The organism is Pseudorhodobacter ferrugineus DSM 5888, assembly GCF_000420745.1.
In the GTDB taxonomy this organism is placed as follows: Bacteria; Pseudomonadota; Alphaproteobacteria; order Rhodobacterales; family Rhodobacteraceae; genus Pseudorhodobacter; species Pseudorhodobacter ferrugineus.
Genome location: NZ_ATVN01000018.1, coordinates 50482 through 75199, shown reverse-complemented (window position 1 = coordinate 75199; position 24718 = coordinate 50482). Strand labels below are relative to the sequence as shown.

The following is a 24718-nucleotide window of genomic DNA, read 5'->3' as shown; positions in this document are numbered from 1 at the left end:
CTCTGGCGGTGCATTGCTCTTCCACCTTCTGAGCAAGCTGTATGAACGCACCAGCGTCATCATCACCACCAACCTGAGCTTCAGCGAATGGGCCAGCGTGTTCGGCGATGCCAAGATGACCACCGCACTGCTCGATCGTCTTACCCATCGCTGCCACATCCTCGAGACTGGCAATGACAGCTACCGCTTCAAGGCCAGCTCCGAAACAGCGAAGAAAAAGCGAAAGGAGGCAACAGCATTGACGCCATCATGACATAGAGAACATAACTAATGGGTGGGTCAAATCGCGGTGACAATGCCGGGTCAGTTCTCAGTGACAATCAACAGCCTTGTCGTTCATGAACAGAAAACGCCCGTCATAATTGCCTTCGGTGAACGACATATGCACATGGTGCAAATCTCCGTTACGCGGGAATTCCAGCCCGTTCGCTGCCAGATAATCCTTGGTCTTCGGCAACAGCCCCTCGGTCAGGATTTTCTTGGACTCGTTGGTGATGCCCCAACCTGTGGCGGAACAGATATTGAACACGGGAACGCGCATCAATTCGCGCATCGACGGAATGCCCAAAATCCGCATCTCGCCACACTGGCCCGAGGACCAGAAGCCGTAATATTCATCCAACTGCCCCGGAGCGACAGTTCCAGCCTCGGATGCAGCGGCTGGCGATGTTGCCGCAACGGATGCCGCCCCCAACGCACCACCCGCCAGAATGGCGCGCGTGCCAAGACCACTCGCAAGGGCAGCGCCCCCGGCAGTTGCGCCCAACAGGCCGCGACGTGTTAGCTTCATTCTAAGATCTTCTGACATGATCAGTCCTTTCAGTTCAGTTTGGTTTTGAGTTGGTTAGGGTGCCCCATAAAGCCGCGTTCACTAGTGCCAAGATTTGGCACATCGCCCACACTTTCGCGGCGCTTCAGTTTCTTGATCACAACAGGGCAAGTGGTCTTCGACTGGTACAAAACCTGACAATGCAGGCAGTTTACACACTCGTTAGGGTTAATCTCGCCCGTGGGGTGGATGGCCTGCACAGGGCATTGATTGGCACAAGTCTGGCAGGGGCTGCCGCATTCCTTGTAGCGTTTCAGCCAATCAAACATTCGCAACCGGGCCGGGATCGCCAAGGCCGCACCAAGTGGGCAAAGATACCGGCAATAGAACCGTTCGACGAACAACCCAGCGATCAGCAAGGCGGCAACATAGGCCACGAACGGCCAAGTCCGCACGAATTTCAGCACGATAGCGGTTTTGAACGGCTCCACTTCGGCCAGATGTTCGGCTTGTTCGATGCTCATCAACGACACACCAAACAACCCCAAAAAGATCATGTATTTCAGCGGCCACAGCCGTTCATGCAGGCCCCAGGGCAGGGTCCATTGCGGAATGTGCAGAAACTTGGCGATCCGGCTTAGCAGTTCTTGCAGCGCGCCAAAGGGGCACAACCAGCCGCAATAGGCACCACGCCCCCAAAACAGCAAGGCCGCCGCAACGGAAAACCACAGGATGAACGTCAGCGGGTCCAACAAAAACGCCTGCCAGCTGAACCCTGAAACCAAGGCACCAAACAGCGCCATCAAGTTGACAACCGACAACTGCGCATTGGCATACCAGCCCAGAAATACCAGCGCGATGGACAGATACCCGATGCGAAACCAGAAAAATGCGCGGGCATTACGGGTGGCAATCCCTTGGAAAAAGAACACCAGCGTCAACACGCCCAGCATCACGGATAGCATCGCTATCTCAAGCTTTTTGCCTTGCCATATGCGCTGCCATAGGGCTTGCTGCGCGCTTGCCTCGGATTGGTCGGTCACAGCCGCTGGCACCTCGGCGGCAGGGGGCGGGGCAACCGCACGCAGGTATTTTTGCGGCAACTGATAGCCCAGATCAAAGGTGGTAAAGACCTTTTCAATCGCCCCCACCTCGCGCTGCACCAGCAACTGAATGCGGAAAGGCTGGGTTGGGTCGAAATCGGTATTGGCGGGGATTTTGAACAAATCCGCCTCGTTGAACGCGGGCGCACCATCTGCGGCCAAACCATTGATGCGCCGGTGCTGTTTGTCATGGAACCGCACGGACACATCATTCTGGATCAGCACTATTCGGTCAAAAATCCCGCCGCGCACATAGCCTGACCCCTTGAACGAATAGATACCCTTACCGACAATCGCGATGGCGTGTTCACCCCCTTGCAACCACGTCGCAAGGTTGGCGCTCTCGGCTTCACCCAAGATACTGCGGGCGATGGCGGGTTGTGATACCAGTGCCACCTGCATTTCGATATAGGTCGTTTCGGGCGCTTCGGTCAGTGCGCGTTGGGCTGCTCGGGGATCTTCCATTGCAGCAAAGGCGGCGTTCACTTGCCCCACATCCAATGACAAACGGCGAATGGTGCCATCGCCTTCGAGCGTCATCCAATCGGGGGCGGCTTCGGCATCCGGGTTCACCTCAAACTGTGGCCCGGCAGCTTTTTCCTCAACAGCAAGGCCACCCAAACCCAAAGCACGGGCAACTTTCAGGCCAGAGCGTACGATGGAATCGTCAATGACCATAACCGTGACAGTCGCGCCCGAAATAATATCCAACTCATGCGCAGTACCCCCGGAATTGGCCTCGGCAACCAAATCCATACCACTATAATTGGCTGTAAGAGCTTTGATCTTGGAATCGGGAATACCGATAAGAACAATCGGTTCAGAATGCTTGATAAGCTGCACACCTATCACTTTGGCGTCTTGGTCCAAAGCAATCATCGTGTGAATGGGTTTGCCCGAATAGCCAGTGGTCGATACGAAATCAGACGCGATATAGGCCCAGCCAATCGACTGCCCCGCCTTCAAAACTGGGGCAACGGGCACATCCTCGCGGATCGGACCAAAACCGTCTGCCCCCTCAACAACCTCGCCTGCGACAATTGTCGGCAGCAGTTTTGACAGAACAGACTCGGCCGAGACAGGCAGTGTCAAAAACAGCGACGCAAATAGAAAAAGGAAAAAACGAATAGCAAAGCGAGAGAGTGTCATGCTGCGGTATCCTTAAAGGCCGACCCACAGCCCAGCATGGCGGATACGCCATTTTTCCGGGTGGCGGATGGGGGGCCTCGCGCTTGGGGCCGAGTAGTATGGGGCGGGGTTGGAATTTGATCCGTGATCGAAATCACAAGATTTGAAAACCGTGCGGGGCTCGCGCTTAGCTGGAAAGCATCCGTCGCCAAGGCTGCGGTTGGCGTGCCGCAGGTCAAGCAATCACAACATTTGCTATCAGACGGGACCGGATTGCCATTGGCATCAACCACCACTGAAACCGGCCCATCGCCCGAGCAAATGACCATCTCAAAGGTGCCAACTCCTGTATTTGTCCCGGCATCAGACGCCATGCCGTAAAGCATGACGCAAATGCACAAAAGCAACGCTTCGATATTGGACAAAATCGTTTTCATCTGGCCTGCGTGACAGACTAAGCCCGACACAAACATGATCTGGATCAAGGGTGTGATTTATTTTTGTGCAGAAATAAAATAATTAAAACAATTATATATTCTGTTTTTAGAATGACATGATGCAAAGTGCGTCGCAATGATCGGCCCCCGCTCTGTCCACTTGAAGTGCTAACGTCGGGTGGTAAAAGTTGAATGTTGGTGCTTAATCGGCATGATCTGATCCGAAACGTTTGACCGCCTGAATGCCAGCCTCCGATGTCGCGACGTGGTTGGCTCGCGGCAACAGAGAATGACCGCCTCTCTAATTGGGTGCCTAGGTCAAGCCCATTTTCCTTCTTGTGTATCATCGAGGGTCGTTCATCCGGGTCACGCTTCTCTTCGCAGTCTATTTTGGTGTTCGAAGGGCACCGCTGGATGCATGTGTCGGATCGGTTGTCGAGAGCCCGGCTTCCGGGCGCACTTTACTGTGCAATTCCCTTCGCATCAGTTTTGTCGATTTTGTTACGCATGGCAGACAAGGCCACACTTGCCTGCGGCTCATCCACGCAAACGACGTCAAAGCTCAAAGATTGCAAACCAAGCTAAAGATGCTGGCTCAAGGCACCCGCTTCGAAGCCGATGCGATCAACGGGGTGTTCAAAAGCTTTAAGGCACGCGGCAATGCCTTCGACTTCGAATCACAGCTCTCGTTCAAGATGGACCTTGCTTTTGCCATAGATGATGCAAAGCGCACAGGACCGAAGCGACACATCTAATCCAACGTAGTATTCCATTCCCTGTCTCTATTTTTCACAGTTATTCTGTGATCTTAACGGGAACTTGACTTCAGCGCAGGGTCAGCCCAATTACGCATGCTTCCCCCCTTTCTTGACCAACCTATCACGCCCACGGCCGTGCCTTCGGCATCGCCACTGTCACTTCTAGCTCTCGCAACATCCCGCCCGCCAACAGCCCCTCCCGCACCCAGTCCAGCGCTTGCCACCAATTCTCATAACCCTGGCGGGCCGAAGCGATCTGTTCCGGATACGGCCGCCAGGTGACTGGGCAGGCCAGAACCTCGACCGTGCGCCACTTGCCCCGGGTCAGCACATGCTCAATGCCCACCACGATGGTGCTCGCCCGCTTGCCATGCTGATTTTGCTTGGTTTCCACCGGCACACAGCGCGGCACGACTCCGGGCATCCAGTTGGGGGTTATCCCCGCGCGGGCTAATTCGGCCACGCTGATCGCCATGCGGGTGCCGCCGAGGCTGTCGGGCAATCCAGCGACGGTGGCGGCGATCACTTCGGCATCCGCATGGGTGTAACTGCCCATCTTGTGCTGACCACCGTCCACTTTGCAGCCCAGTGCTGCGCGTTGCATCAGGACATATTCCAGCCCAAAGCCGAAGCCTTCCTCATCAACGTCCCGCCGCGCGGGCAATTCCAGCTGTGCCTTTTCCACTCGAAACGCCCATTCCAGCACGGCTTGCACGCCCAGCGCGCGTTTTGTGCGTGTGCCGCGATTGTTGATCGCTCTTTGCATGGTCATCGCACACCCCGCATCCAGAGCCGCTCCGGCGTGACCAGCCCTCGCGCCAACATGGCATCGCGGATGGTGTTGCTGATCGCGCTTACCGGCAGGTAGCGATCCGAATTGACAAGCTCGGCGTAGAAGGCGGCCAGATCGTCGGCGCTGGGCCGCGGCGTCAGATCGACCTTGCGGCTGCGCTTCGGTCTTTGCGGTTTTGCCTCGGCTGCCGCCGCCTGCGCATCGCGCCGGGCGGCCCGTTCCATGAACCGGTCCAGCGCTTTCGGCCCATCGGGCGGATTGGGGTGATCGCGCCGGGTCTCAGCCGCAACCTCCAAGATCCGATCCTCGGACAGCCCGAGGTCATCGATCCAGCGCCGCACATGGCTCCGAGCTGGCCAGCCTTGCCACCAAGCGGGCAGGGTGGCGTTGGCAGCGAAGCCCAGCGCCAAAATCAGTTCTTCGAAAAACTGATCAAAATCGGAATCGCGCGCTTGCGCATCCTCCTCCTCCTTTACTGGTTTACTTAAGGGTTCTCTTACAAGGTTAGTCTCCGGATTCCGGAGATGGCTTTGGGCAAAATCCGGAGATGGCTTTGGCGAAAATCCGGAGATGGCCCCATCACCGGATTCCGGAGTTGGGTCAGCGCTTTGTTCTTCCTCCGTTCCTTCAAGGCCGTGTCCAGTTTCCGGAGTTGGTTCTTGTGGAAAGCCTTCTTCAAACCCCAAGATGTAGCGTGTGGCTTGGCGCTTGTGGGTGCGCGGATCATGGGTGCGGACGCGGTGGATCAAACGCAGTTCTTCCAACCTGGCGAGGTGTTCGTTCAGCGCCGAGATCGACATCTCTGCATCGCCAGCCAACCTTGCCTGCGTTGGGAAACAGCCGAAGTCAGGGTTGTGCCGGTCGCAGAGGAACCACAGCACGATCTTGGTTGCAGGCTTCAACCCGCGTTGTTGGATGGCCCAAACAGTTGCTTTGTGGCTCATGGCGCAACTCTCCGGGCTGGGCGGACACGGCTGGTGAAGCCATTGTCGGCCAGGGCGCCCAGCGCATCATCGACTGACCGCACCAGCGCCCAGCAGAAGCCTTGGGCGCAGACTGTGTCGCGGAACACCTCCTGAGATTTGCGCAAGCGGCCGGTTTCGCTTTTGACCTCAAGAAACAGCACGCGGCCGCCTGAGATCACGATCAGATCGGCAAAGCCGGAATGGACGCCCATGCCGACCAAGATCGACTGACGCTTGGCGCCACGTGGTCCCGCCTCGGTCACCTCGTTGACGCAATGATGCACAATGGCATCGCGGGGCAGGGCGATGCGCAGCGCCTGCACGATGGCACGCTGGGCATCGGCTTCGGGTGTGCTGCGACGGTTCATGCGGCACCACCTTTCGGGATGCCCGCGGCCGCCGCGACGACGTGCAATGGCCGACGGTCCAGCAGGCGCAACAGATCGAGCGCATCGCTGCATTCGCGGGCATCGTCGGTCTGGCCGACAACGACACGTGCCGCCAGGATAACCAGCGAGTCCGGATGCTGGGTGCTGTCGGCCAGGACGCCACGCGCCTCGGTCAGGCGATCGTGCATCCAGTCGACGGTGCTCGGGGCCGCGACAAGGAGATGAGTCAAAAGCGCGATCATCGGCGGCCACCCGCGCGCCGGGGGACGGGCACTTCCTGCAGTTGCAACCAGTCATGCACGGCGTCGCGGCGATAATAGACTTTGCGCCCAACGCGCACACAGGGCGGGCCAAAACGCAGGGCCTCCCAGCGCCGCAGTGTGTCGACCGTCACGCCAAGCTCAAGCGCAAGGTCAAAGCGGCTGATCCAGCCGCCCAAAAGTCCCGCAGCGGTGGATCGGCGGGGTGTTTCCGTTGTCATCATGTTCTGTCTCCCCTTCATCGCCCTGATCGGGCTGATTTCTGGGACCATGATGCGCAGGCGGTTTGGGGTGGCGGGAAGGCGCGGGGTGGCACTGGAAACGCCCCTTACGTGCCACCCCTTATTTCATTGAGGCTTTTGGGGTTTTGGCTCGACCCGACGCAGTATGGCTGGGGTGGGTGGCACGCCCTGACGCGCCTGTCGCGGCACAGTTTGTCCGTGTTCCGCTCGCTTCGCCTGCATTGGCCGACATTCGGCAGCATTGGCGGGCTTTCAGGGGGTGGCAGGGTGGCAATGCCGCGCCGAAACCGCGCTACCCTCTGATTTCATTAGAGAATTGCAGAAACCACAGAGCAAACCGGCTGTGCGAGGATCGGTGACGCCCCAATCGACGTTCCGTCGCGCTGCCAGCGCGTTGCGCTTTTCGCAGAGAACTCAATAAAACAAGGGGTGGCGCGGGATCGGCACATCAATGCCACTCTCTGCCTCCCCGCCACCCCGATCCGCATGCTTCACTTGATAGAGCCGCGAATCTACGCCTGTGTTGCAGGCAGAAGGGGAGATCATCCATGCTTAAACGTCTGCGCCTGAACGATAAATCAGTGAGGGAGTGCGAGCCAGAGGCGGCGCGCGATTACCAGGTGTTTGATACGGAAGTGCGGGGTTTTTCCATCCGGATCCTTCGCTCCGGCAGCCGGTCGTTCTCGCTGGATTACCGCTTTGCCGGGCGACAGCGCCGCATGGCCATCGGGCGCTGGCCCGAATGGACAGTAACGGCAGCGCGTGAGCGCGCCAAGGAGCTGAGGCGCGAGATCGACGAGGGGCGGGATCCCTTGGACGAACGCAGTGAATTGCGCGAAGCTCCAAGGTTCAGCGACATGATCGACCGCTATCTGGCGGAGCATGTGCCTCATCTGGCCAAGACCAACGCGTCAGATCAGACATCAATGCTGACCAAGCTGGTGGCCCCACATTGGGGAACGAAGCTGGTCACCGAGATCACGCCGCATGATGTGGCGAAACTGCTGAACATTATCGCGAAGGGCAGGGCGCGGCCCTCGAAGGAAAAGCCGAACAACCGTGCACGCAAGCTGCAGGGCGCAAAGCCGACACCGATCCGTGCCAATCGGGTGGCATCGGTAATCTCAACTAATAATAACCGAATGAAAATATCCGAAGCATGCCATGCGGGGCAGTTTTCCGGGTGCATGCTGGTCATTGCTGATCCACTGGCCTTGGATCAGGCGGTTCAAAGCCAATGGAACAGGCTCAGGTCGCTGATAGGGCCATCTGCGGACCTTGCGCTGTCCATTTTGGACGCGGAGGGGCAGATGCAGCCCTTTGGGCCGGAAGGCCCCGTGCCAGCGCCAGAAGTCACCCCTGCACCCCCTGAAGAGGATGCGGTAGGTGGCTCAGAGCCCGGGTGAAGCCATGGAAATGAGCCCCAGGTTTCCTCAAACGTTGGCCTTATGACGTAAAACAAGTCCAATTTTTTATCCGCGCCCCGCAGGGTCAGCTCTCAGTGACAATTAACACGACAGGTCCAAGGTGGGCTATGGTCAAAGGAAACCGGATTTCATCTTAGCGAAGCCGCAAGCATGCCCAGAAAAGCAAACCCACTTCAGTGAGCAATATCTTTCTCAGCAATGGAATGCACAACGTCAGGTTTTGCTTAATGTGCTGAGACCCAGATCATCCAATATGGCATAGATTGCGGGCAAGACGAACAGCACCACAAGGCTTGCAGTCAGTAAACCAAAGACCAAACTCGCCACCAGCGGGATCAGGATTTGCGCTTGCAGGCTGGTTTCGGTCAAGATCGGCAACAGGCCTGCGGCGGTGGTTGTGGTTGTCAGAAAAATCGCCCGAAACCGCGCCCTCGCCGCTCGTGCTGCGGCATGGGAAACGCTTTCGGCCTCGGCATGTTCATGTTTCACAAAATCGACCAGCAGGATAGAGTTGTTGACTACAACACCCGCCAGCGCCACAAACCCCAACATGCTGGGCATCGAAAAATCCAACCCCATAGCCATATGCCCAAAGATCGCACCCGGCAGGGATAGCGGGATGACCAGCATCACCACAATCGGTTCCAGATAGGATCGGAACAGAAAGCTGAGCAGCAAGAAGACGCCCAACAATCCGATCAAGAAGCCTTTGAGCATGGATTTCTGCGTTTTACCGGCCTCGGCATTCTGGCCTTCGACATCCAGCATGACGGTCGGGTGACGCTCCAACAACCCCGGCACAAACCTCGCAGTTGTGTCGCCAACAATGGCGTTTGCGTTGGCGATGCGGGTGTCAATCGCGCCTTGCACTGTCACGGTGCGGATGCCGTCTTCGTGGTTGATGCGGCTGTAGCCTTGCCCCACCTCAACATCTGCTACCACATTCAGCGGCACATAGCTGCCATCGGCGCGCTTGATGGTGAAATCGTCAAACACATCGCGGTCGCTGCGATCCGTCAGGCCAAACTGCGCGGTGAGCTCAACCAAATTGCCCGCAATCTGCATTTCGCTGATGGTGCTGCCGATATAGGCGCTGCGCAACTGGTCCGCGACGGTGGCGGCGGTTATCCCCATCGGCCCCGCAATATTCTTTAGTGTCACGCGCAATTCGCGTTTGCCGGGGCGCAGATCATCCAGCACCGAGGTCACGCCTTTGTATTGCCAAAGCCAATCTTGCAGTTCTATCGACGCGGCTTTCAGGGCGGCAAGGTCGTCGCCTTTCAACCGCAGATCAATCGCGATACCGGCCGGGCCGATTGTGCTTTCGGCATATTTCAGGCTGATCACATCGGGGACCGGGCCGACAGTATCGCGCCACAACTCCATTATATCATCAGGGGTGCTGACCCGCTGGGCCGAGGGCAACAAGTCCACGCTGATCGTGACAACATGCGCGCCGGTTTCAAACGCATCGCGGTTCAACCCGTGGAAAATGGACACATGCTGCACCAGCGCGGCCCCTTCGGGCTGTTTTGGCGTCAGCTCGGCGTTTGCCTTTTCCAACCCCGCCTCAAGCTGGGCGATCACCTCATCCGTGCGGGCCAGTGGCGTGCCTTGCGGCAGCAACACGCGTGCCACAATCGTGTCGCCGTCAAGTTCTGGAAAGGCGGTGAATTTCAAATACCCCGCCGCCAGCATCGCGACCGAGATCAACAACACCGTCAGGCTAAGCCCCGCCACGCTGTAGCGCCAACGGATGCAGGCATCGACCATCGGGCCAACAAGGCGTTCACGGGCCCAATCCACCGCCGTTTCCACCCGCGCGCGGATGCCTGTGGCGTGGTTTGACACCTCAAGTGCATGGATCAGGTGATGCGGCAGGATCAAGAACGCCTCGACCAGCGACACCATCAACACGAACAGCATCACCACCGGCACCACCCGCAGCACCGCCCCTAGGTCACCGGACAAAAACGCGAGCGAGCCAAAGATCATCGCCGTGGTGCCAAAGGAGGCCAGCACGTTGGGGAAAACCTGTCCTGCGCCTTCAATTGCAGCGTCCAACGGGCTTAAGCCCTTTTCACGCAGCCGCGCGATGTTTTCAGCGATCACGATGGCATCATCCATCAACAAGCCGATCACGATCAGCAGGCCGAGCGAGGTCATCAGGTTCAGCGAATAGCCCACCAACGCCATCATCGCGACGCCGCCCATAAAGGCCACGGGCAGCCCCATTGCGACCCAGAACGAAAAGCGAAAGCCAAAGAACAGCCATAAAACGCCGAACACCAATGCCAGCCCTTGCAACCCGTTGACCACAACCAGCGACAGGCGTTCTCGCACGACAGAAACGCCATCGGCGGTGATTGCCAGCGTCACGGCGGCGGGGGCCTGCGCACGTTCGGCGTCCAAAAACGCCTGCAACGCGTCCAACGTGCGCAAGCTGTCATCCGATGGGGGTTTGGTGATATCGAGAACGGCGGCGGGTTGGCCGTCAAACAAGATCACGTCATCCTCCTGGTCAAAGCCCGAGGTGATATCGGCGATATCGCCCAGCCGGACTTGCCCACCTTGGGCCGAGGACCGCACAATCAAATCGGCTAAGGATGCGGTGTCTTGGCGCTCTTCGGCAACGCGCACCAGCAGGGTTTCGGTGGCCGATTCAATTTTGCCCGCCGGTAGGTCAAGACTGCTGGCCTGCACCGACCGCGCGACATCGGAAACCGAGATACCAAAGCGCTGCAATTCTACCGGGCGCAGGTTGATCTGAAATTCACGAGTGGAAAAGCCGCGAATATCCACCTTGGGAATGCCACCCCAGCGCAGCATCTTGGTGCGGATATCCTCGGCATAGGCGTAAAGGTCGGTGCGGGTTGCTGGCCCGGTAATTGCGACTGAGGCGACAAAATCGGTCTGGCCAAGCGGGCGAACCGTTGCCGCCTCGGCCCGTTCGGGGAAATCGGTGATCGCGTCGATCTCGGTTTTTACATCATTAGAAAAGGTTTGGAAATTATCACCTTCGCGCATTTTTACCACGGCACGGCCAAGGTTTTCGCGCGCCTCGCAAGATTGGCTGTCCACGCCTGTCACGGCATCCAGCGCGTTCTCAATCCGTTCACAAATAGCGGTTTCCACTTCCTCGGGCCGCGCGCCGGGGTAGGGGACGCTGATTTCCACCTCACTCAGTGCTTTGCGCGGAAAGGTTTCGCGCAGCAGGGTCGGGGTTACGAACAACCCCGCAGCAAGAAAGATTATCATCAGCAGGTTGGCGATGGTAGGATGGGCCGCAAAAAACCGGATCATTGCTGGGCATCCTTGGCCAAAAGCCGTGTCATCACGGCATCGTCAAGATGTGAGTCCAACAACTGCCCGTCAATCACTGGCACCGGCGGGACAAGCACAATGCGGCTGCCCTCGGCAACCCCGCCGGAAAACACGGCGATCTCGCCCTGTTCAAGCTGCGGGGCCGCCGGAATGCCGCGCAGCCGGTTGTCGGCATCGGCCATGAAAACCATACCGTCGCGCAGCGAACTGCGCGGCAGGACCACGCCTTGCATTGGCGCCGCACTTAACACCACCTCCACGAACATGCCTTTGGTCAAAGGCGGGCGCGAGTCTTGGCCTGTGTTGTCATAGGCGTTGTCGACCACGACAACGATGCCAACCGTGCCGGATTGCTGGTTGATGCTGTCGCTGATGCGGTCAACGGTTGCGGGCCACGTCACCACCTCATCCCCCAAGCGCAACCGCAACTCTGCCTCAAAGCCCAGCGAGTGCAGCGCTTGCGTCATTTTCGACGGCTCCAGCAGCAAGTCCGGCAGCGCCGATTGGCCCAAACGCACAAAACCACGAAAGCTTTCCATCGACAGCTGCACATCAACCTCGGCGCGGGCAATGCCATCGAGGGTTGCCGCCGTTTGACCCGGCTTTAGAAACTGACCAACCTCTATTGAATGCGAGGCCACCCGTGCAGCAAAGGGCAAGGCAATTTCGCTGCGGGTCATGTTCAGGTCTGCTGTGGCAAGGCTGGCCTGATACACCGCAATCTGTTCGGTTTGCACGGCGCGCTGCGTCGGGAACAGCGCCAGCGTGCTTTCAATACCCTGCACCTTTTGCCGCTGTGCCAAATGGGCGGCGCGGGTCACGTCACGGGTGCCTTGCGCCATGGTGCCTGCGGTAAACAATGCCTCGGCCCGTTCAAGATCTGAGGTTTTCACCGCCAACGCCTCGCGCTCGATCTCCAATGCGCTGCGCTGGTTTTGTTCCGACACGTCCAACTCGGCCAGTTTCGCCTCGGCAGAGCGGATGTTGGCTTTGGCCTGCGCGATGGCCAAGTTGAAGTCGGCGGGCGACAGGCGAAACAACACCTCGCCGACAGCCAGGATCTGACCATCGCGCAAACCGGGGTTCACATAATCAATTCGCCCGCCAACTTCGGCAATCGCCTCAAACGTGCGTTCGGGGGCGACAATGCCAAAGCCAGTGATGGACGGCGTGACCGCCCGCGTTTGCGCCGTGATGACCCGCACGGCAATGGCGCGTTCTGAAACCTCCACCCGTTCCGGCGGCTTGCTGCTGGAAATGACAAAGCCCAGAATGCCAACGCCAATAGCGGCTAGTGGCAGGGTGATCAGGATCAGCTTGAATCCGGGTTTCATAGGGGGTTTCCTTCCGTTTTCATTAGCGCCAGTTGCAGGTCAAACAGCCGTTCGCCGTCCTGCTCCAAAAGTGTGGGGTTTCGCGTCACCATCAGTCGCAAAACCAAACTTTGAATGACCCCGAAAACCAGCATCTCGGCATCGCCAATCTCCAGCCCGTGGTGCAAGTGCCCGGCCTTGGAAGCATCGCTCAACTTGCCGCGAAGTGCTTCGCGAAATTCGCCCATTGCGGCATGGATCTGTTGACGTGCCTCGGTAAGGTCGCTGCCAGGATCGCGTGCTACAATGATTTCCGGCAATGCTGGGGTTTCGGTGACAAGGCGCAAATGGCCCAAAACAAGCTGTTTCAGCATCGCCAACGGCGGATCGTTGGCCGTTGCGCCCTGGCGCAAATTTTCACGTATACGTGCGCAGAGGGAGTTGGTGATCTCATGCCAGATGTCTTTTTTATTGGGAAAATGTTTGTAAATGGCAGGCTGCGTCAGGCCAAGTCGCCCGGCAAGCATGCCCGTCGTTACATGGGCCGGCCCAACCTCAAACGCCAAATCCAGGATTGTGGCCAGAATTTCAGCCTTGCGATCTTGCGAAGATTTGCGTGCACGCATTGCTGCTGTCCTAGTTGGTTCCGGGACGTGCGCCGATTTCTTCAACATGACGCAATTAGCTCCGTTTTAGTAATAGCTCTATAACTAAATTATGGGGCGGAAATTTCAAGCGTAATCGCCTGTTCCCCAATCCTATGCCTAATTGAGGATTTACCTTGGTAGAAACACAGTCGCATCCTGACATTTTGGCGCACTCGGAAATGAATGTCCGGTGTGACTGACCAATCTGCATGGAGGATTACATATCGGAGAACACGGATGTGACGTCGTGCGAGCCAAGATAACCGCGTCGACAAAAGCCTCTCAAGGACCACGCTGGTAGCACAGTCATGCCCGGATTTAGCAGTCCTTACCCTTGGCAAGGGTTTGCAGCAGACCTGACTTTCTCAACCTAGTCCGGTCTGCTGCGAGGCATGTTGTGCATGCAATCGCTTTCCTGATCTGCACCCGTCTGAGATTCTTTCACAACGGTAATGCCCAATATTTCAAGGGGCCAGAAGGAGATTCACAATTCCAGCTTCGCGCCATATTCAGTTTTGTCGAGGCTACTATTTCCATCCTGATCGACCCGTGCAAACAGGCTCAGCGCCCCAGATAGGAACTCTACCTTGCTCAAGAGATCGTCGCCATTGACGTTCCAAGCATCAGAATATTTTGCTTTCATATCACTGATCATGATCGCACCAAACCCGAGCATGGCTGGACCCAAGCGCTGGCTCAATTCAACAGCAGTGAGCGACCCGTCCTTGTTTTCGTCGAGGACCGCGAACACCCGTTTATGGTATGATTGAATTTCATCAAGATCGATGCGGCCGTTTTGGTCTAGGTCGAGATCGTCGAAACTTTGGAACGGCGGCACCAGTCCGTCCGATTGTTGTGCTAGCCCGGGAGCGGCTAATAAGATCGATAGAGCAATTGCTATGCCAATTGAACTGGCGCGATACGTTGGAAAGTTCATAGGGTCATTTCCTTGTGCCTATGGTGAATCCCAATAGTCAACGCCGCCGCTCACGCGCTGTCCTTGATAATAATCAATTTGAGTGCGCTTCTTGCCGTGACATAATCACACCTTGCAATGTGTGGGCATGAGGATCACGCTATCGTGAAGCCGGATGCGCGTTTAGGCACTTTGGGCAGCCGTGCGACCGTCTTTCGTAGGGAGGTTTGTGATGCTGCGACCATTGCTACATGCGGGCCTCGTGCTTGCACTCGCCACGGCCGCATATGGCCAAAGCGAGGCGCCGGGCACCGGGTCTGCCAATGAAAATGTCGAGACAAGTGCTTCGGTCACAGAACCGTTGCAATCGACCATTCCCAAGGTGACCGCTGATCATGCCAAGTTCAAAAAGCTGCAAGGCCCGTTTGCCAGCGCCTCTGACGTTACCAAAGCCTGCCTGACTTGCCACAATGAGGCGGGCAAGCAGGTGACGCAATCCATCCATTGGACGTGGGAAACCCATAACCCGACCACCGGCCAAACACTGGGCAAAAAGACCGTGCTCAATTCTTTCTGCGGCAACCTTGCCACGAATGAAACGCGCTGCACCTCGTGCCATGCGGGCTATGGCTGGACGGAAACCAAGAGTTTTGATTTCAAGGATGAAACCAAGGTCGATTGTCTCGCCTGCCATGATACGATGGGCGAATATATCAAATGGCCCACTGATGCTGGCCATCCGCTGTATACCCCCAAAAACCAATCGACCCGGATGGAACCCTATGCTGAGGCGCTGGTCGTCAAAGAGCCTGATGGCACATTCACCCACCTGCCGCCCGATCTGGCCAAGATTGCGGCCAATGTAGGCCGTCCGAGGCGCGACAATTGCGGCAATTGCCACTTTTTCGGCGGCGGCGGCGATAACGTCAAACATGGTGACTTGTCGACGGCGCTGCTGAACCCTTCGCCGCATGTCGATGTGCATATGTCGCCGCAAGGGGCCAATATGGTTTGTGTCGATTGCCATGTTGGCGATGGCCACGAATGGCCCGGCTCTCGCTATCAAGGCACGTTGTTTAACACCTCGCCAAAACGGGCAGGGATGCGCAATACCAATGTGCTGGCCTGTAACTCTTGTCACACTTCGGAGCCCCATGCCAAACTGTCGCTTAGGGGTGCCAAGCTGAATGATCACACTGACCGCGTGGCCTGCCAGACCTGCCATATCCCTGAATTTGCCAAGGGCGGGGTGGCGACCAAAACGTGGTGGGATTGGTCGACTGCGGGCAAGTTGAAAGAAGGCAAGCCCTATGCCGAGGAAGACGAGAAGGGCCGCCACACCTACCTCAGCATCAAGGGCAATTTTGAATGGGACGAAGACGTGATCCCTGATTATGCCTTTTGGAATGGCCGGGTGGATTACACGCTGCTGGGCGACAAGATTGACCCCACAGGCATCGTTGGCATCAACCAGATCGGTGGCGGGGCGGATATTCCCGGTTCGGTCATCTTCCCGTTCAAGCGAATGCGCGGCAAGCAAGCCTATGATGCAATCAACAATTACCTGATCCAAAGCAATGTTTACGGCCCCGAAGGCGACACAGCCTTGTGGAGCAATTACAATTGGGACAAGGCGCTTGCGGCAGGCATGGCAGCCAGTGATGTGCCCTATTCCGGCAAATACGGTTTTGTGGAAACCGAAATGTGGTGGCCAACCACACATATGGTCGCCCCTGCAAATGAGGCGCTGAAATGTGGCAGTTGCCACGCCAAGGATGGTCGTCTGGCCAAGGTCGCAGGCGTCTATATTCCGGGGCGCGATGGGTTTGCGATGACAGACCGCGTGGGGCTTATCCTACTATCGCTAGCGCTGGTAGGGATCGCTGTTCACACAGGTCTGCGCATCTTGACACGTCGCAACAACAAGGGGGAATGAGCCATGTCCGAGATGCAATATGTCACCATCTTTGCGCGGTTTGAGCGGTTCTGGCACTGGATGCAGGCATTGCTGGTCTTGGCCTTGCTGTTCACTGGTGCGCGGATGCATGGGATAATCGAAACCCCGGCTTGGACGCTTTCCTTCATGCTGCATCTGATCGCGGCGGGGCTTATCATCCTGCTATGGATTTTCGCAATTTTCTGGCATTTCACCACAGGCGCTTGGAAACACTATATCCCCACCTTTCACAATCTGATCCCGGTGATCCGCTATTATGCCTACGGGATTTTCAAGGGAGAGCCGCATCCGGCCAAGCCAACGCTCCATCGTAAGCACAACCCCTTGCAGGCGCTTAGTTATCTGGTCCTGAAACTGGTGATCAATCCGGCGATCTGGGTGACGGGCATCCTGTATCTGACCGTCAATCTTACTGGCCTGAACCTGCGATCAGTCGCTTGGGCGCATGTGATGGCGGCCTATGCGATGGCGCTGTTTGTCGTGGTCCATGTCTATATGGCGACCACAGGTTCAACGCCCGTGGCCTATATCAAGGCGATGGTCACCGGCAAAGAATGGGTCGTGGTCGACGAACCAACCAAATAGGTGACAGGCACTTGAACCCGGCTTCCGGTCCAAGCCTGTCACTGCTGGGACGCCACCAGCGTGGCGCCTATCGGCTCAAGGATAAACGTGCCGGCATGGGCAAGCGAGGGTAAGAGGCTTTTCGGTGCACGTGGAAGCACCTTCATCAATGCCGCGAACCTGTTATGGTTGCTTGCGTCCAAAGCATCGACTTTGGAAATATCAATCACACGAACCCCATTGGCCGCAGCAAGGGCTTGCACCCGAGGATCACTTGCATCCGTGGTGCCAACCCTTGGGCGCGACCCGGCCAACCATTCAGACAGCCGCAACGCGCGATCATCTGGCGAGACGAGCAGGGTCATCGGCGGGGTCAACACCCCGATGGTTTGGAGCTGGCGGTGAAACACATCTATGTCGATATCCGGCGCGGCCAGCACCACATTATCGATACGGTCGATCACCTTGTCCTGACCACTAAGCCGGAGTTGGCGCAAAGCCTCGGTGACAAGCCAGCCGCCCATGCTATGCCCGAAAAGGGTGATGTTTCCAACCGCCGGATCGGCCGCTACATCAACCAGCAGGTCAACCAGATCATCGCGCGAATAGGTGACCGCATCCTTGTCGGCGACATAGCCCACAGCGGATGCAGCGGATGGCCAGGCAAAAAGGATAGGCACTTCCTCCAGTTGCCCATCGGCGGCAACCTGCGCCAATCTGAACAGCGATTCCGCGAATGTATAGTTGTAGCCGTGAACAAAGATCAGGATATCGCGTTTGCCCGTGACACGATGGCTCGAACTTGTCCGGCTGTCGGACATCGCCAAATTGGGAAGTGTCTTTCGATCTGTCACCACAAAGCTGGTCTGCGGGTTCGGCTTGGATCCGGGCCATTCGATCTGGGTGGCTTGATGCGTTGGCGGGATAGAGAGCGTGAAGGATTCATAACTGAGTGCAGGCGCGCGGGCATCGGTGTAATTGCCTGTGGTGGCATCCTTTACGCGCGTTGACGCAACCTTAATCGTCACCTGCCGAAGCGAGGTTTCACCCGTGGGTACCATAGACAATGCTTGCGCGCCGGGTCGTGGCGCACAGCCCGTCGCCGCTAGTATTACCAAAAGCATAAACGCCCAAACCAAGGGGGTGGCCGGGGTGCCACAGCGACGGGTCATCCCGACACGCTCATGGAGCGACGAAACAGCAAGAGGCTGGCGGTAAAAAAGGCAATTCCCAGCCCGGCCATAAGCGACAGTTCGAACCAGACCGCATCTACACCCGCCCCCCGGAACGCAACGGCCTTGGCGAAGGCCAGAAAATGCCGCGACGGCAGCGCCATGGTCAGGCGTTGCACGATATCAGGCTGGCTTTCGACCGCGCCCATCCCGCCCGACAGCATGATGATCGGGATCACCACCATGATCACCAGCAGGGCAAATTGCGCCATGCTGCGCGCGACCGTGCCCAGAAACATGCCGATAGCGGCAGCGGCGGCCAGATAAACCGCCGTACCCGCCAGCAAAAGCGGCACCGATCCGGCAATCGGCACCTGCAACAGTTGCTGCACCACCAAGAATAGCGACAAGGTAAAGGCCGCCAGCACCACAACTACATTCGCCAGCACCTTGGACAGTGCAATCTCCAGCGGGGTCAATGGCATCACCATCAGATGCTCGATCGTGCCTTGCTCGCGCTCGCGCAGCATAGCCGCGCCTGTCAGCGCGATAGTTAACAAAGAGAGTTGGTTCAGCAGCGACGACATTGCCTTGAACCAGACCGGGTTGCCGTTGGGGTTGAAGGCGCGGCGCAGTTCCAGTTGCAGGGCAGGCTCGGGCGCGTCGGGGCTGCCGGACAGGAAGGCACGGGTTTCCGACAACAGGATGTTGGCGATATAATCGGTGCCAAGCTGGGCCTGCGATACGGCGGTGGCGTCAACCTCTAACTGGGCGGTGGGCATCAGGCCGGCGATCACATCGGCCTCGAACCTTGGCGGAAACGACAGGACGAACATGATCTGTCCGGCGTCCATCTCGGCCCTGACCTGATCGGGTGTAATCATCACCGGCGTTTGGAACCATGGCGGCCCAAGCGCATCGGTCAGCGCATGGGTCAGGGTGGATTGGTCCTCGTCCAGTATCGCAATGGCGGCGTTGCGCACGGTATCGCCGGCACCGCTTGCCTCTAGCATGACGGCTATGACAAAGGACCACAGGATCAGGATCACCATTACCGGATCGCCCAGGACGCTTTTCAGCTCTTTGCCCGCAAGCCAGAAAATGTTTGCCAGTTGCCGCATGGGTTACTTCTCCTGCTTGCGCAGCGCAAGGATCGCCAAGCCGGTCAGAACCGGCCCAAAGGCGGCGAGCCGCAGCAGGTGGCCCAACAATTCGGACAGGCCCAGCCCCTTGGTGAACGTGCCGACACTGATGCCCATGTACCAAGTGGTGGGCCAAAACGTGCCCATGATCCGTGCCGCCCCTTCCAGCGAGGATACCGGCGTGATCATGCCCGAAAACTGCAAGGTTGGCATGACCGAAAGAATAGCGGCGGCGAAAACGGCTGTGACCTGCGTGGATGTCATCATCGACACCAGCAACCCGTACCCTGTGGCCGCCACCGCATAAAGCAACGCACCCAGCACCAATGCGGCAGGGTCGCCCTTGAGTGGAACCCCCAGCACCGTCACCACGAGCGCCGTCAGGATCACAAAGTTGAGCAGGGTGATGCCGATATAGACCAATTGCTTGCCAATCAGAAATTCGGCGCGGCTTGTAGGGGTAACGTAGAAATTGGTGATCGTGCCGATTTCCTTTTCGCGCGCCACACTGACGGCCATCAAAATTGCCGGAAACAGTAGCAGCAACAACGGCGGGATAGAGGGGCCGATTGCGGGCAGGCTTTCCATCGCAGGATTATACTGAAAGCGCGGAATCAACAGGGCTGGCGGGGCCGCATCGGCGCTGCGCGGCGTTGCAAGATCGATCAGCGCTAGTGTTGATGGCGCGCCATTGGCCAACACATCGGCATGGGCGGACTTGACATAGCTTTCCACGGTGCCAGCGCGGTTGGTGTCGGAGCCGTCGATCAAGCCGGCAATCTCGGCCGTCTCACCCCGCCGAACGGCGCGGCCAAATCCCGGCGGGATTTGCAGCGCCAGCGACAGTTCGCCGCTTTCCATCCGGTGTTGCAATGCGTCTGCGTCGGAAATCGGCGGCCGTTCGGAGAACCACGGTGTATTCTCAAACCCCGAGAGGTAAGCGCGACTTTCGGGACTGCGGTCCAGATCGAAGACGGCAAAGGGAATGTCGCGCACCTCTTGCGAGATGCCAAAAGACATGATCAGCAGCAAAAGCGCCGAGCCGACAAAGGAAAACACCAGTCGCACCGGATCGCGCCGCACCTGCATCGCCTCACGCGTGGTGTAGGCCAGCAGCCGCCCGAGGCTGAAACCCGGCGCGGGCTTGCTGTGGTCTGGCGTGGTGGCACTGGCCAACAAACCCTCATCTGCCGAGGCCTCGGGGGGGGCGGCGTCAAGCATATAGGCGATGAACGCGTCTTCCAGCGTTGCCACGCCGCGCGCCGCGATCAGCGCCTTTGGCGCATCCGACACCAGCACCTTGCCCGCATGCATCAGCGAGATGCGGTCACAGCGCATGCCTTCGTCCATGAAATGGGTGGAGATAAAAATTGTCACCCCATCCCGCCGGGCCAGTTCCAAAAGCATGACCCAAAAGGCATCCCGCGCCTGCGGATCGACGCCGGATGTCGGCTCGTCGAGGATCAGGATGTCCGGTTCATGGATCACCGCAACAGCCAGCGACAAGCGTTGACGCACCCCAAGCGGCAGGGACGCAGCACCTTGATCGAGGTAGGGTTCAAGCCCGAAACGGGGAACAAGTTCGGCCATCCGTTTGGCCGTCAGTGTGCCCCCAAGGTGAAACAGTCGGGCATGCAAAAGCAGATTTTCGCGCACCGTCAACTCGCCATACAGCGAGAAGGATTGCGACATAAAGCCGACCCGCCGCCGCGCATCAAGGTTTTGCGCATCGACCGGCTGACCGAATATCCAAGCCTCGCCCTCGGTTGCGGGGGTGAGCCCTGTCAGCATTTTCATTGTGGTGGTTTTACCGCAGCCGTTGGACCCGAGAAAGCCAAAGATTTCACCGCGTGCGATCTCGAAACTGACATTATCGACGGCGGTGAAATCGCCGAACCGCTTGGTCAGGTTTTGCGCGCGGATGGCGGGTGGGCCGGGTTCAAAAACGGCGGGGGCAGGGGTGGGGGCGGCTGCCTGTGCCACATCGCCGCCCAACAGTGCCACATAGGCGGCCTCGACCGATCCGGTTTTGGTGCGGGCCATAAGGTCGGCGGGGCTGCCGGTTGCCAGAACATTTCCGGCATCCATCGCCACCAAAAAGCCAAAGCGTGCGGCCTCTTCCATATAGGCGGTTGAGACCAGCACGCTCATGTCCGGGCGGTCGGCACGGATTGCATCAATCAAATCCCAGAACTGGCGGCGCGATAACGGGTCCACCCCCGTGGTCGGCTCGTCCAGTAGTAGAAAATCAGGATCATGGATCAAGGCCGCGCACAGCCCCAGCTTCTGCTTCATTCCGCCCGACAACTTACCTGCGGGCCGATCCATAAACGTGGCAAGGCCGGTGGCGCGGGTCAGCCGGGAAATCCGGGCGTCACGCTCTGCCTTGCCCAATCCGTAAAGCTTACCAAAGAAATCCAGATTCTCGCGCAGGCTGAGGTCATGGTAGAGGTTCTTGCCCAGCCCCTGCGGCATGAAGGCAATGCGTCGCCCTGCATCGGCGCGGTGTCGGGCACTGGCCATGTCGCCGCCCAATGTTTGTATATGGCCCGCCTGCAGCTTCTTGGCGCCGGCGATCAACCCCATCAGCGTGGATTTCCCTACGCCGTCCGGCCCAATCAAACCGATCATCTGCCCTGTCGGCAGATCCAGCGTCACATCCTGCAACGCCAGCACCTTGCCGTAGCTGTGGCTGAGCCCCTCCAGCTTTGCGACGGATGGCATCGGGGCATTTGCCGTGATCATGGTTTGGTGCCGGGTGCCGCCCCGTCGATTGGCGCAGGCAAAACGGACACAAGTGGCGGCGTCAGGCCTGTGGGCCAATCAAGCACAGTTCCGTCCGGCCCGGCTAATCGCACCCAAGCCATGCCCCGCACCCCTGTTTTGACCTGCGCAAGATGCCCGGCAACCAGATCTTGCGGGATACGCACGCGGATACGAAACATCAAACTTTCGCGTTCCGCGACAGTTTCCACTTGTTTGGGGGTGAATTGCGCCTGTGGGGCGATGAAACTGACAACGGCAGGCACGGCGATATCGGGCATCACATCGACAATGATCCGCGCCTCATCGCCCAAAAGAACCCGCGGTGCCGCGCTCGCAGGCAGGAAAAACTCCATATAGATATCGCCAAGGCTGACCAGTGTTAGCACCTTGCCACCACCACCCAGAACTTCGCCGGGCTGCGCAAGACGATAGAGGACGCGCCCCGATTGGGGGGCGTAAAGCGTGCTGTCGGCAATGCTGGATTCGATGCCGCGCAAGTTCGCGTTTTCGGCATCGACGCCACGTTGCTTGGCTATGACACCCGCCATAGCCGCCTCAAGACCCGCATCGTCAACTTGCACCTGCGTGCGGCTGATGTCGAGATTGGCTTGCGACACCACATCGCGCGCGCTGAGCGATTCCGCGCGGCTTAGTTCACTTTGTGACAAGGCGAGCTTTGCCTTGGCCTGCGCGACACTGGCCTGGGCCACGGCCACCGCCGCCTCGGCACTGGCCACCGCCGCCTGCGCTTTCAACCGTTGTGCCGCGAGTTCAGCGGTGTCCATCACTGCCAAAACGTCGCCGGCCTGCACCAGATCGCCTTCGCGCACCGCAATTTCGGCGACACGCCCGGCCAACCGGGTGGAAATATCAACCAGATCCGCCTCGATCCGGCCATTGCCACGGGCAAACCCATCGGGCGGCAGGTCGCTGGGGGCCAGTAAAACCTTCCATGCGGCGAAACCGACAAAGGCAGCCAAAACGACCAAAACAAGAGCGATGGATATTTTGCGAGACATGTCTAGCCCTTTGGTTTGTTTGGCGCAGCGGTTTCAAGGCCACGGCGATAAATATGAAATACACGGGGGGCGACAGTTAGCATCCGCCCCATATCACCCGAAATCAGCGCCTGCATCACCAGCCCCTGAATAGTGCCGATGAACAGCACGGTTGCGGCCTCGACATCCAGATCGGCGGGCAATTCGCCCCGGATTTTGGCGGAAAGGATTAGATCAGTCAAACGCGCCGCATATTGCGCCATCAACGCCTGCGCCAGCCGCTTTGCCGGGGTCATAGCGGCCCCCTGAAGCTCTCCGAACAGCATGCGTGGGGCGCCGGGATGGTCGGCCACAAAGGCAACATGGGCCTGAAACATGGCCTGCATCGCGGCCAACGGTTCCTTGATCCCCGCAGCAGACTTGTCGATCCGGGCCATCAGATGTGTCGCCACCCATTGCATAACGGCCTGCCAAATTGCCTCTTTATTGGGAAAGTGCCGAAACAGCGCGCCTTGGGTCAGATGCATGTGTTTGGCAATGGCTGCTGTGGTGATGTCGCCGGGGTTCATCATGCCGGCCAGATCAATCACCGCCTCAACGGTGACGTTGCGCCGTTCCTCGGCAGGTAGGTTTTTTGCGCGGACCTCAGTCATACGGACGTATCCATCCGCCAGCTTGCAACGGCAAGCCAGCCCATGGCGACGACCATCGAGGCCCCACCGGTCAGCACAAAGATGGGCGGCGCCCCCAACACCAGCTCCGCAAGTATCCCTACGGGCATCAACATGCCCGCAAGCGCCAGACCTGAAATCCAAGCCCGACTTGCCGACATTGGCAGGCGCAACAGCACCAGCCCGACCGCGATGTTGAGAAGCGCAAAAAGATTACCATGCGCATGGGCCAAGCGGGATTCAAAATGCTTTCCCACGGAATAGTCGGCGATCCATTGCTCTTTGCCGGGCGCGAAATCCCGTAGGTAGATCAGCAGAAAACCGTAGAGCATGAAAAGCGTCAGGAACAAGAACCCCGATGCGATGTTGAGTTTGCCAGTTAGCATGATGACCCTCGCAGGGATGGTTGCAGACGAAACTCCGCTTATGACAGACGTTGGACTTGAAAAAAGATAGTAACTGATTACTATCATATGCGAGTCGCGCATTTACTGCAAGCATTGGATTCTGGTGCTGCCGAGAGCAGGGGGGCGCAAACGCTGTGGCGCCCCTCGGATTGATCTGGATCGCAGAAGTTGGGTGCAGAGAAAAGGAAGGAGAAACAAGAGTTGCAAAGTGTTCATGTTCTCGCGGCAATCTTGATCGCCACGATGCCGTTGCCTGCCATGGCAGGCGAAGTTTTGACGCAGAAGCAGATATCCCAACAGATTATCGGCAAGGACCTTACCGCCAAACGCAACGGGGTAAATCTGCGCCTGAAATACCTTCAGGATGGAAAGGTAACAGTGAAGATGCTGGTGCTTTCGTTTTCAGGGATATGGAATTTTGAGGGGAACAGCCTATGCATGACCATGGCCGGAGGCCCACGCAAAGGCAGAAATTGCGTTACTTTCACAGCTCTTGGCAGCAACAAATTTCTTAATTCCGAAGGTGTGACCATGACCGTTCAGAAGTGATCAATCATGGCATTCATCGAA

At 58.1% G+C, this 24718-nt stretch carries 22 protein-coding genes and 2 pseudogenes; 6 read left to right on the top strand and 18 right to left on the bottom strand.

Annotated elements, in window-relative coordinates:
• Positions 1–253 (top strand): ATP-binding protein (locus tag G560_RS0115055; RefSeq protein WP_022705130.1); only part of this gene is annotated, 253 nt, incomplete at its 5' end.
• 72 nt (positions 254–325) lie between these two features.
• Here the strand turns inward: G560_RS0115055 and G560_RS0115050 are convergent.
• The 3 genes and pseudogenes from G560_RS0115050 to G560_RS21785 form a co-directional block, all read right to left on the bottom strand.
• Positions 326–808: pseudogene (locus G560_RS0115050) on the bottom strand (TAT-dependent nitrous-oxide reductase); the annotation flags it as partial.
• Between the two features lie 11 nt (positions 809–819).
• A complete protein-coding gene (locus tag G560_RS0115045; RefSeq protein WP_022705128.1) occupies positions 820–3021 on the bottom strand; it encodes a NosR/NirI family protein in 2202 nt (733 codons plus the stop codon).
• Entirely contained in the window at positions 3018–3374 is a 357-nt protein-coding gene (locus G560_RS21785) for a DUF2946 family protein (RefSeq protein ID WP_420835077.1), read from the bottom strand. Before G560_RS21785 ends, G560_RS0115045 begins: the two co-directional genes overlap by 4 nt.
• A 650-nt stretch (positions 3375–4024) precedes the next feature.
• Here G560_RS21785 and G560_RS21085 point away from each other — a divergent pair.
• On the top strand, positions 4025–4192 hold the full coding sequence (locus tag G560_RS21085; protein WP_022705126.1) for a hypothetical protein: 168 nt from the start codon (positions 4025–4027) through the stop codon (positions 4190–4192).
• A gap of 124 nt (positions 4193–4316) precedes the next feature.
• Here the strand turns inward: G560_RS21085 and G560_RS0115030 are convergent, their stop codons facing one another.
• From G560_RS0115030 to G560_RS0115010, 5 genes are read right to left on the bottom strand one after another with little or no spacing between them, the layout of a single operon-like run.
• On the bottom strand, positions 4317–4967 hold the full coding sequence (locus G560_RS0115030) for a hypothetical protein (protein ID WP_022705125.1): 651 nt from the start codon (positions 4965–4967) through the stop codon (positions 4317–4319).
• Positions 4964–5932, bottom strand: coding sequence for a helix-turn-helix domain-containing protein (locus tag G560_RS0115025; protein WP_022705124.1), 969 nt, complete (start codon positions 5930–5932; stop codon positions 4964–4966). The genes G560_RS0115030 and G560_RS0115025 overlap by 4 nt, the downstream gene beginning before the upstream one ends.
• On the bottom strand, positions 5929–6321 hold the full coding sequence (locus G560_RS0115020) for a VRR-NUC domain-containing protein (RefSeq protein WP_022705123.1): 393 nt from the start codon (positions 6319–6321) through the stop codon (positions 5929–5931). The genes G560_RS0115025 and G560_RS0115020 overlap by 4 nt, the downstream gene beginning before the upstream one ends.
• Positions 6318–6584 carry a hypothetical protein gene (locus G560_RS0115015; RefSeq protein WP_022705122.1) on the bottom strand — a complete coding sequence of 89 codons (267 nt, stop codon included), beginning with the start codon at positions 6582–6584 and terminating at the stop codon, positions 6318–6320. Before G560_RS0115015 ends, G560_RS0115020 begins: the two co-directional genes overlap by 4 nt.
• Positions 6581–6826, bottom strand: a complete 246-nt coding sequence (locus tag G560_RS0115010; protein WP_022705121.1) for a helix-turn-helix transcriptional regulator — start codon at positions 6824–6826, stop codon at positions 6581–6583. The genes G560_RS0115015 and G560_RS0115010 overlap by 4 nt, the downstream gene beginning before the upstream one ends.
• A gap of 566 nt (positions 6827–7392) precedes the next feature.
• Between G560_RS0115010 and G560_RS19450 the strand changes: the two are divergent.
• Positions 7393–7968 (top strand): annotated as a pseudogene (locus G560_RS19450) (Arm DNA-binding domain-containing protein); the annotation flags it as partial.
• A gap of 516 nt (positions 7969–8484) precedes the next feature.
• On the opposite strand, the gene G560_RS0115000 reads toward G560_RS19450, so the two are convergent.
• From G560_RS0115000 to G560_RS0114985, 4 genes are all read right to left on the bottom strand, one after another.
• Positions 8485–11574 carry an efflux RND transporter permease subunit gene (locus G560_RS0115000; protein WP_022705119.1) on the bottom strand — a complete coding sequence of 1030 codons (3090 nt, stop codon included), beginning with the start codon at positions 11572–11574 and terminating at the stop codon, positions 8485–8487.
• Complete coding sequence (locus tag G560_RS0114995) at positions 11571–12929, bottom strand: efflux RND transporter periplasmic adaptor subunit (RefSeq protein WP_022705118.1); 1359 nt, start codon at positions 12927–12929, stop codon at positions 11571–11573. The genes G560_RS0115000 and G560_RS0114995 overlap by 4 nt, the downstream gene beginning before the upstream one ends.
• Complete coding sequence (locus tag G560_RS0114990; RefSeq protein ID WP_081647679.1) at positions 12926–13582, bottom strand: TetR/AcrR family transcriptional regulator; 657 nt, start codon at positions 13580–13582, stop codon at positions 12926–12928. Before G560_RS0114990 ends, G560_RS0114995 begins: the two co-directional genes overlap by 4 nt.
• Before the next feature lie 457 nt (positions 13583–14039).
• Positions 14040–14492 carry an EF-hand domain-containing protein gene (locus G560_RS0114985; RefSeq protein WP_022705116.1) on the bottom strand — a complete coding sequence of 151 codons (453 nt, stop codon included), beginning with the start codon at positions 14490–14492 and terminating at the stop codon, positions 14040–14042.
• Between the two features lie 211 nt (positions 14493–14703).
• On the opposite strand from G560_RS0114985, the gene G560_RS19445 reads away from it, so the two are divergent.
• Both G560_RS19445 and G560_RS0114975 read left to right on the top strand, forming a co-directional pair.
• Complete coding sequence (locus G560_RS19445) at positions 14704–16407, top strand: tetrathionate reductase family octaheme c-type cytochrome (RefSeq protein ID WP_081647678.1); 1704 nt, start codon at positions 14704–14706, stop codon at positions 16405–16407.
• Positions 16408–16410: 3 nt separating this feature from the next.
• Positions 16411–17013: a cytochrome b/b6 domain-containing protein gene (locus G560_RS0114975; RefSeq protein ID WP_022705114.1), complete on the top strand. Its 603-nt coding sequence runs from the start codon at positions 16411–16413 to the stop codon at positions 17011–17013.
• A 38-nt stretch (positions 17014–17051) separates the two neighbouring features.
• On the opposite strand, the gene G560_RS0114970 is transcribed toward G560_RS0114975, so the two are convergent.
• The 6 genes from G560_RS0114970 to G560_RS0114945 all read right to left on the bottom strand — a co-directional run bounded on the left by G560_RS0114970 (position 17052) and on the right by G560_RS0114945 (position 24127).
• Entirely contained in the window at positions 17052–18053 is a 1002-nt protein-coding gene (locus tag G560_RS0114970) for an alpha/beta hydrolase (protein WP_050525219.1), read from the bottom strand.
• Positions 18054–18160: 107 nt separating this feature from the next.
• Positions 18161–19285: an ABC transporter permease gene (locus G560_RS0114965; RefSeq protein WP_022705112.1), complete on the bottom strand. Its 1125-nt coding sequence runs from the start codon at positions 19283–19285 to the stop codon at positions 18161–18163.
• Positions 19286–19288: 3 nt separating this feature from the next.
• Complete coding sequence (rbbA, locus tag G560_RS0114960) at positions 19289–22051, bottom strand: ribosome-associated ATPase/putative transporter RbbA (protein ID WP_022705111.1); 2763 nt, start codon at positions 22049–22051, stop codon at positions 19289–19291.
• Positions 22048–23091 carry an HlyD family secretion protein gene (locus G560_RS19440; protein ID WP_022705110.1) on the bottom strand — a complete coding sequence of 348 codons (1044 nt, stop codon included), beginning with the start codon at positions 23089–23091 and terminating at the stop codon, positions 22048–22050. The genes rbbA and G560_RS19440 overlap by 4 nt, the downstream gene beginning before the upstream one ends.
• A gap of 2 nt (positions 23092–23093) precedes the next feature.
• Positions 23094–23723, bottom strand: a complete 630-nt coding sequence (locus tag G560_RS0114950; protein ID WP_022705109.1) for a TetR/AcrR family transcriptional regulator — start codon at positions 23721–23723, stop codon at positions 23094–23096.
• Positions 23720–24127: a hypothetical protein gene (locus G560_RS0114945; RefSeq protein ID WP_022705108.1), complete on the bottom strand. Its 408-nt coding sequence runs from the start codon at positions 24125–24127 to the stop codon at positions 23720–23722. The genes G560_RS0114950 and G560_RS0114945 overlap by 4 nt, the downstream gene beginning before the upstream one ends.
• 252 nt (positions 24128–24379) lie before the next feature.
• Here G560_RS0114945 and G560_RS0114940 point away from each other — a divergent pair, with 252 nt between their 5' ends.
• Positions 24380–24697, top strand: a complete 318-nt coding sequence (locus tag G560_RS0114940; RefSeq protein WP_162140874.1) for a hypothetical protein — start codon at positions 24380–24382, stop codon at positions 24695–24697.
• Positions 24698–24718 lie beyond the last annotated feature (21 nt).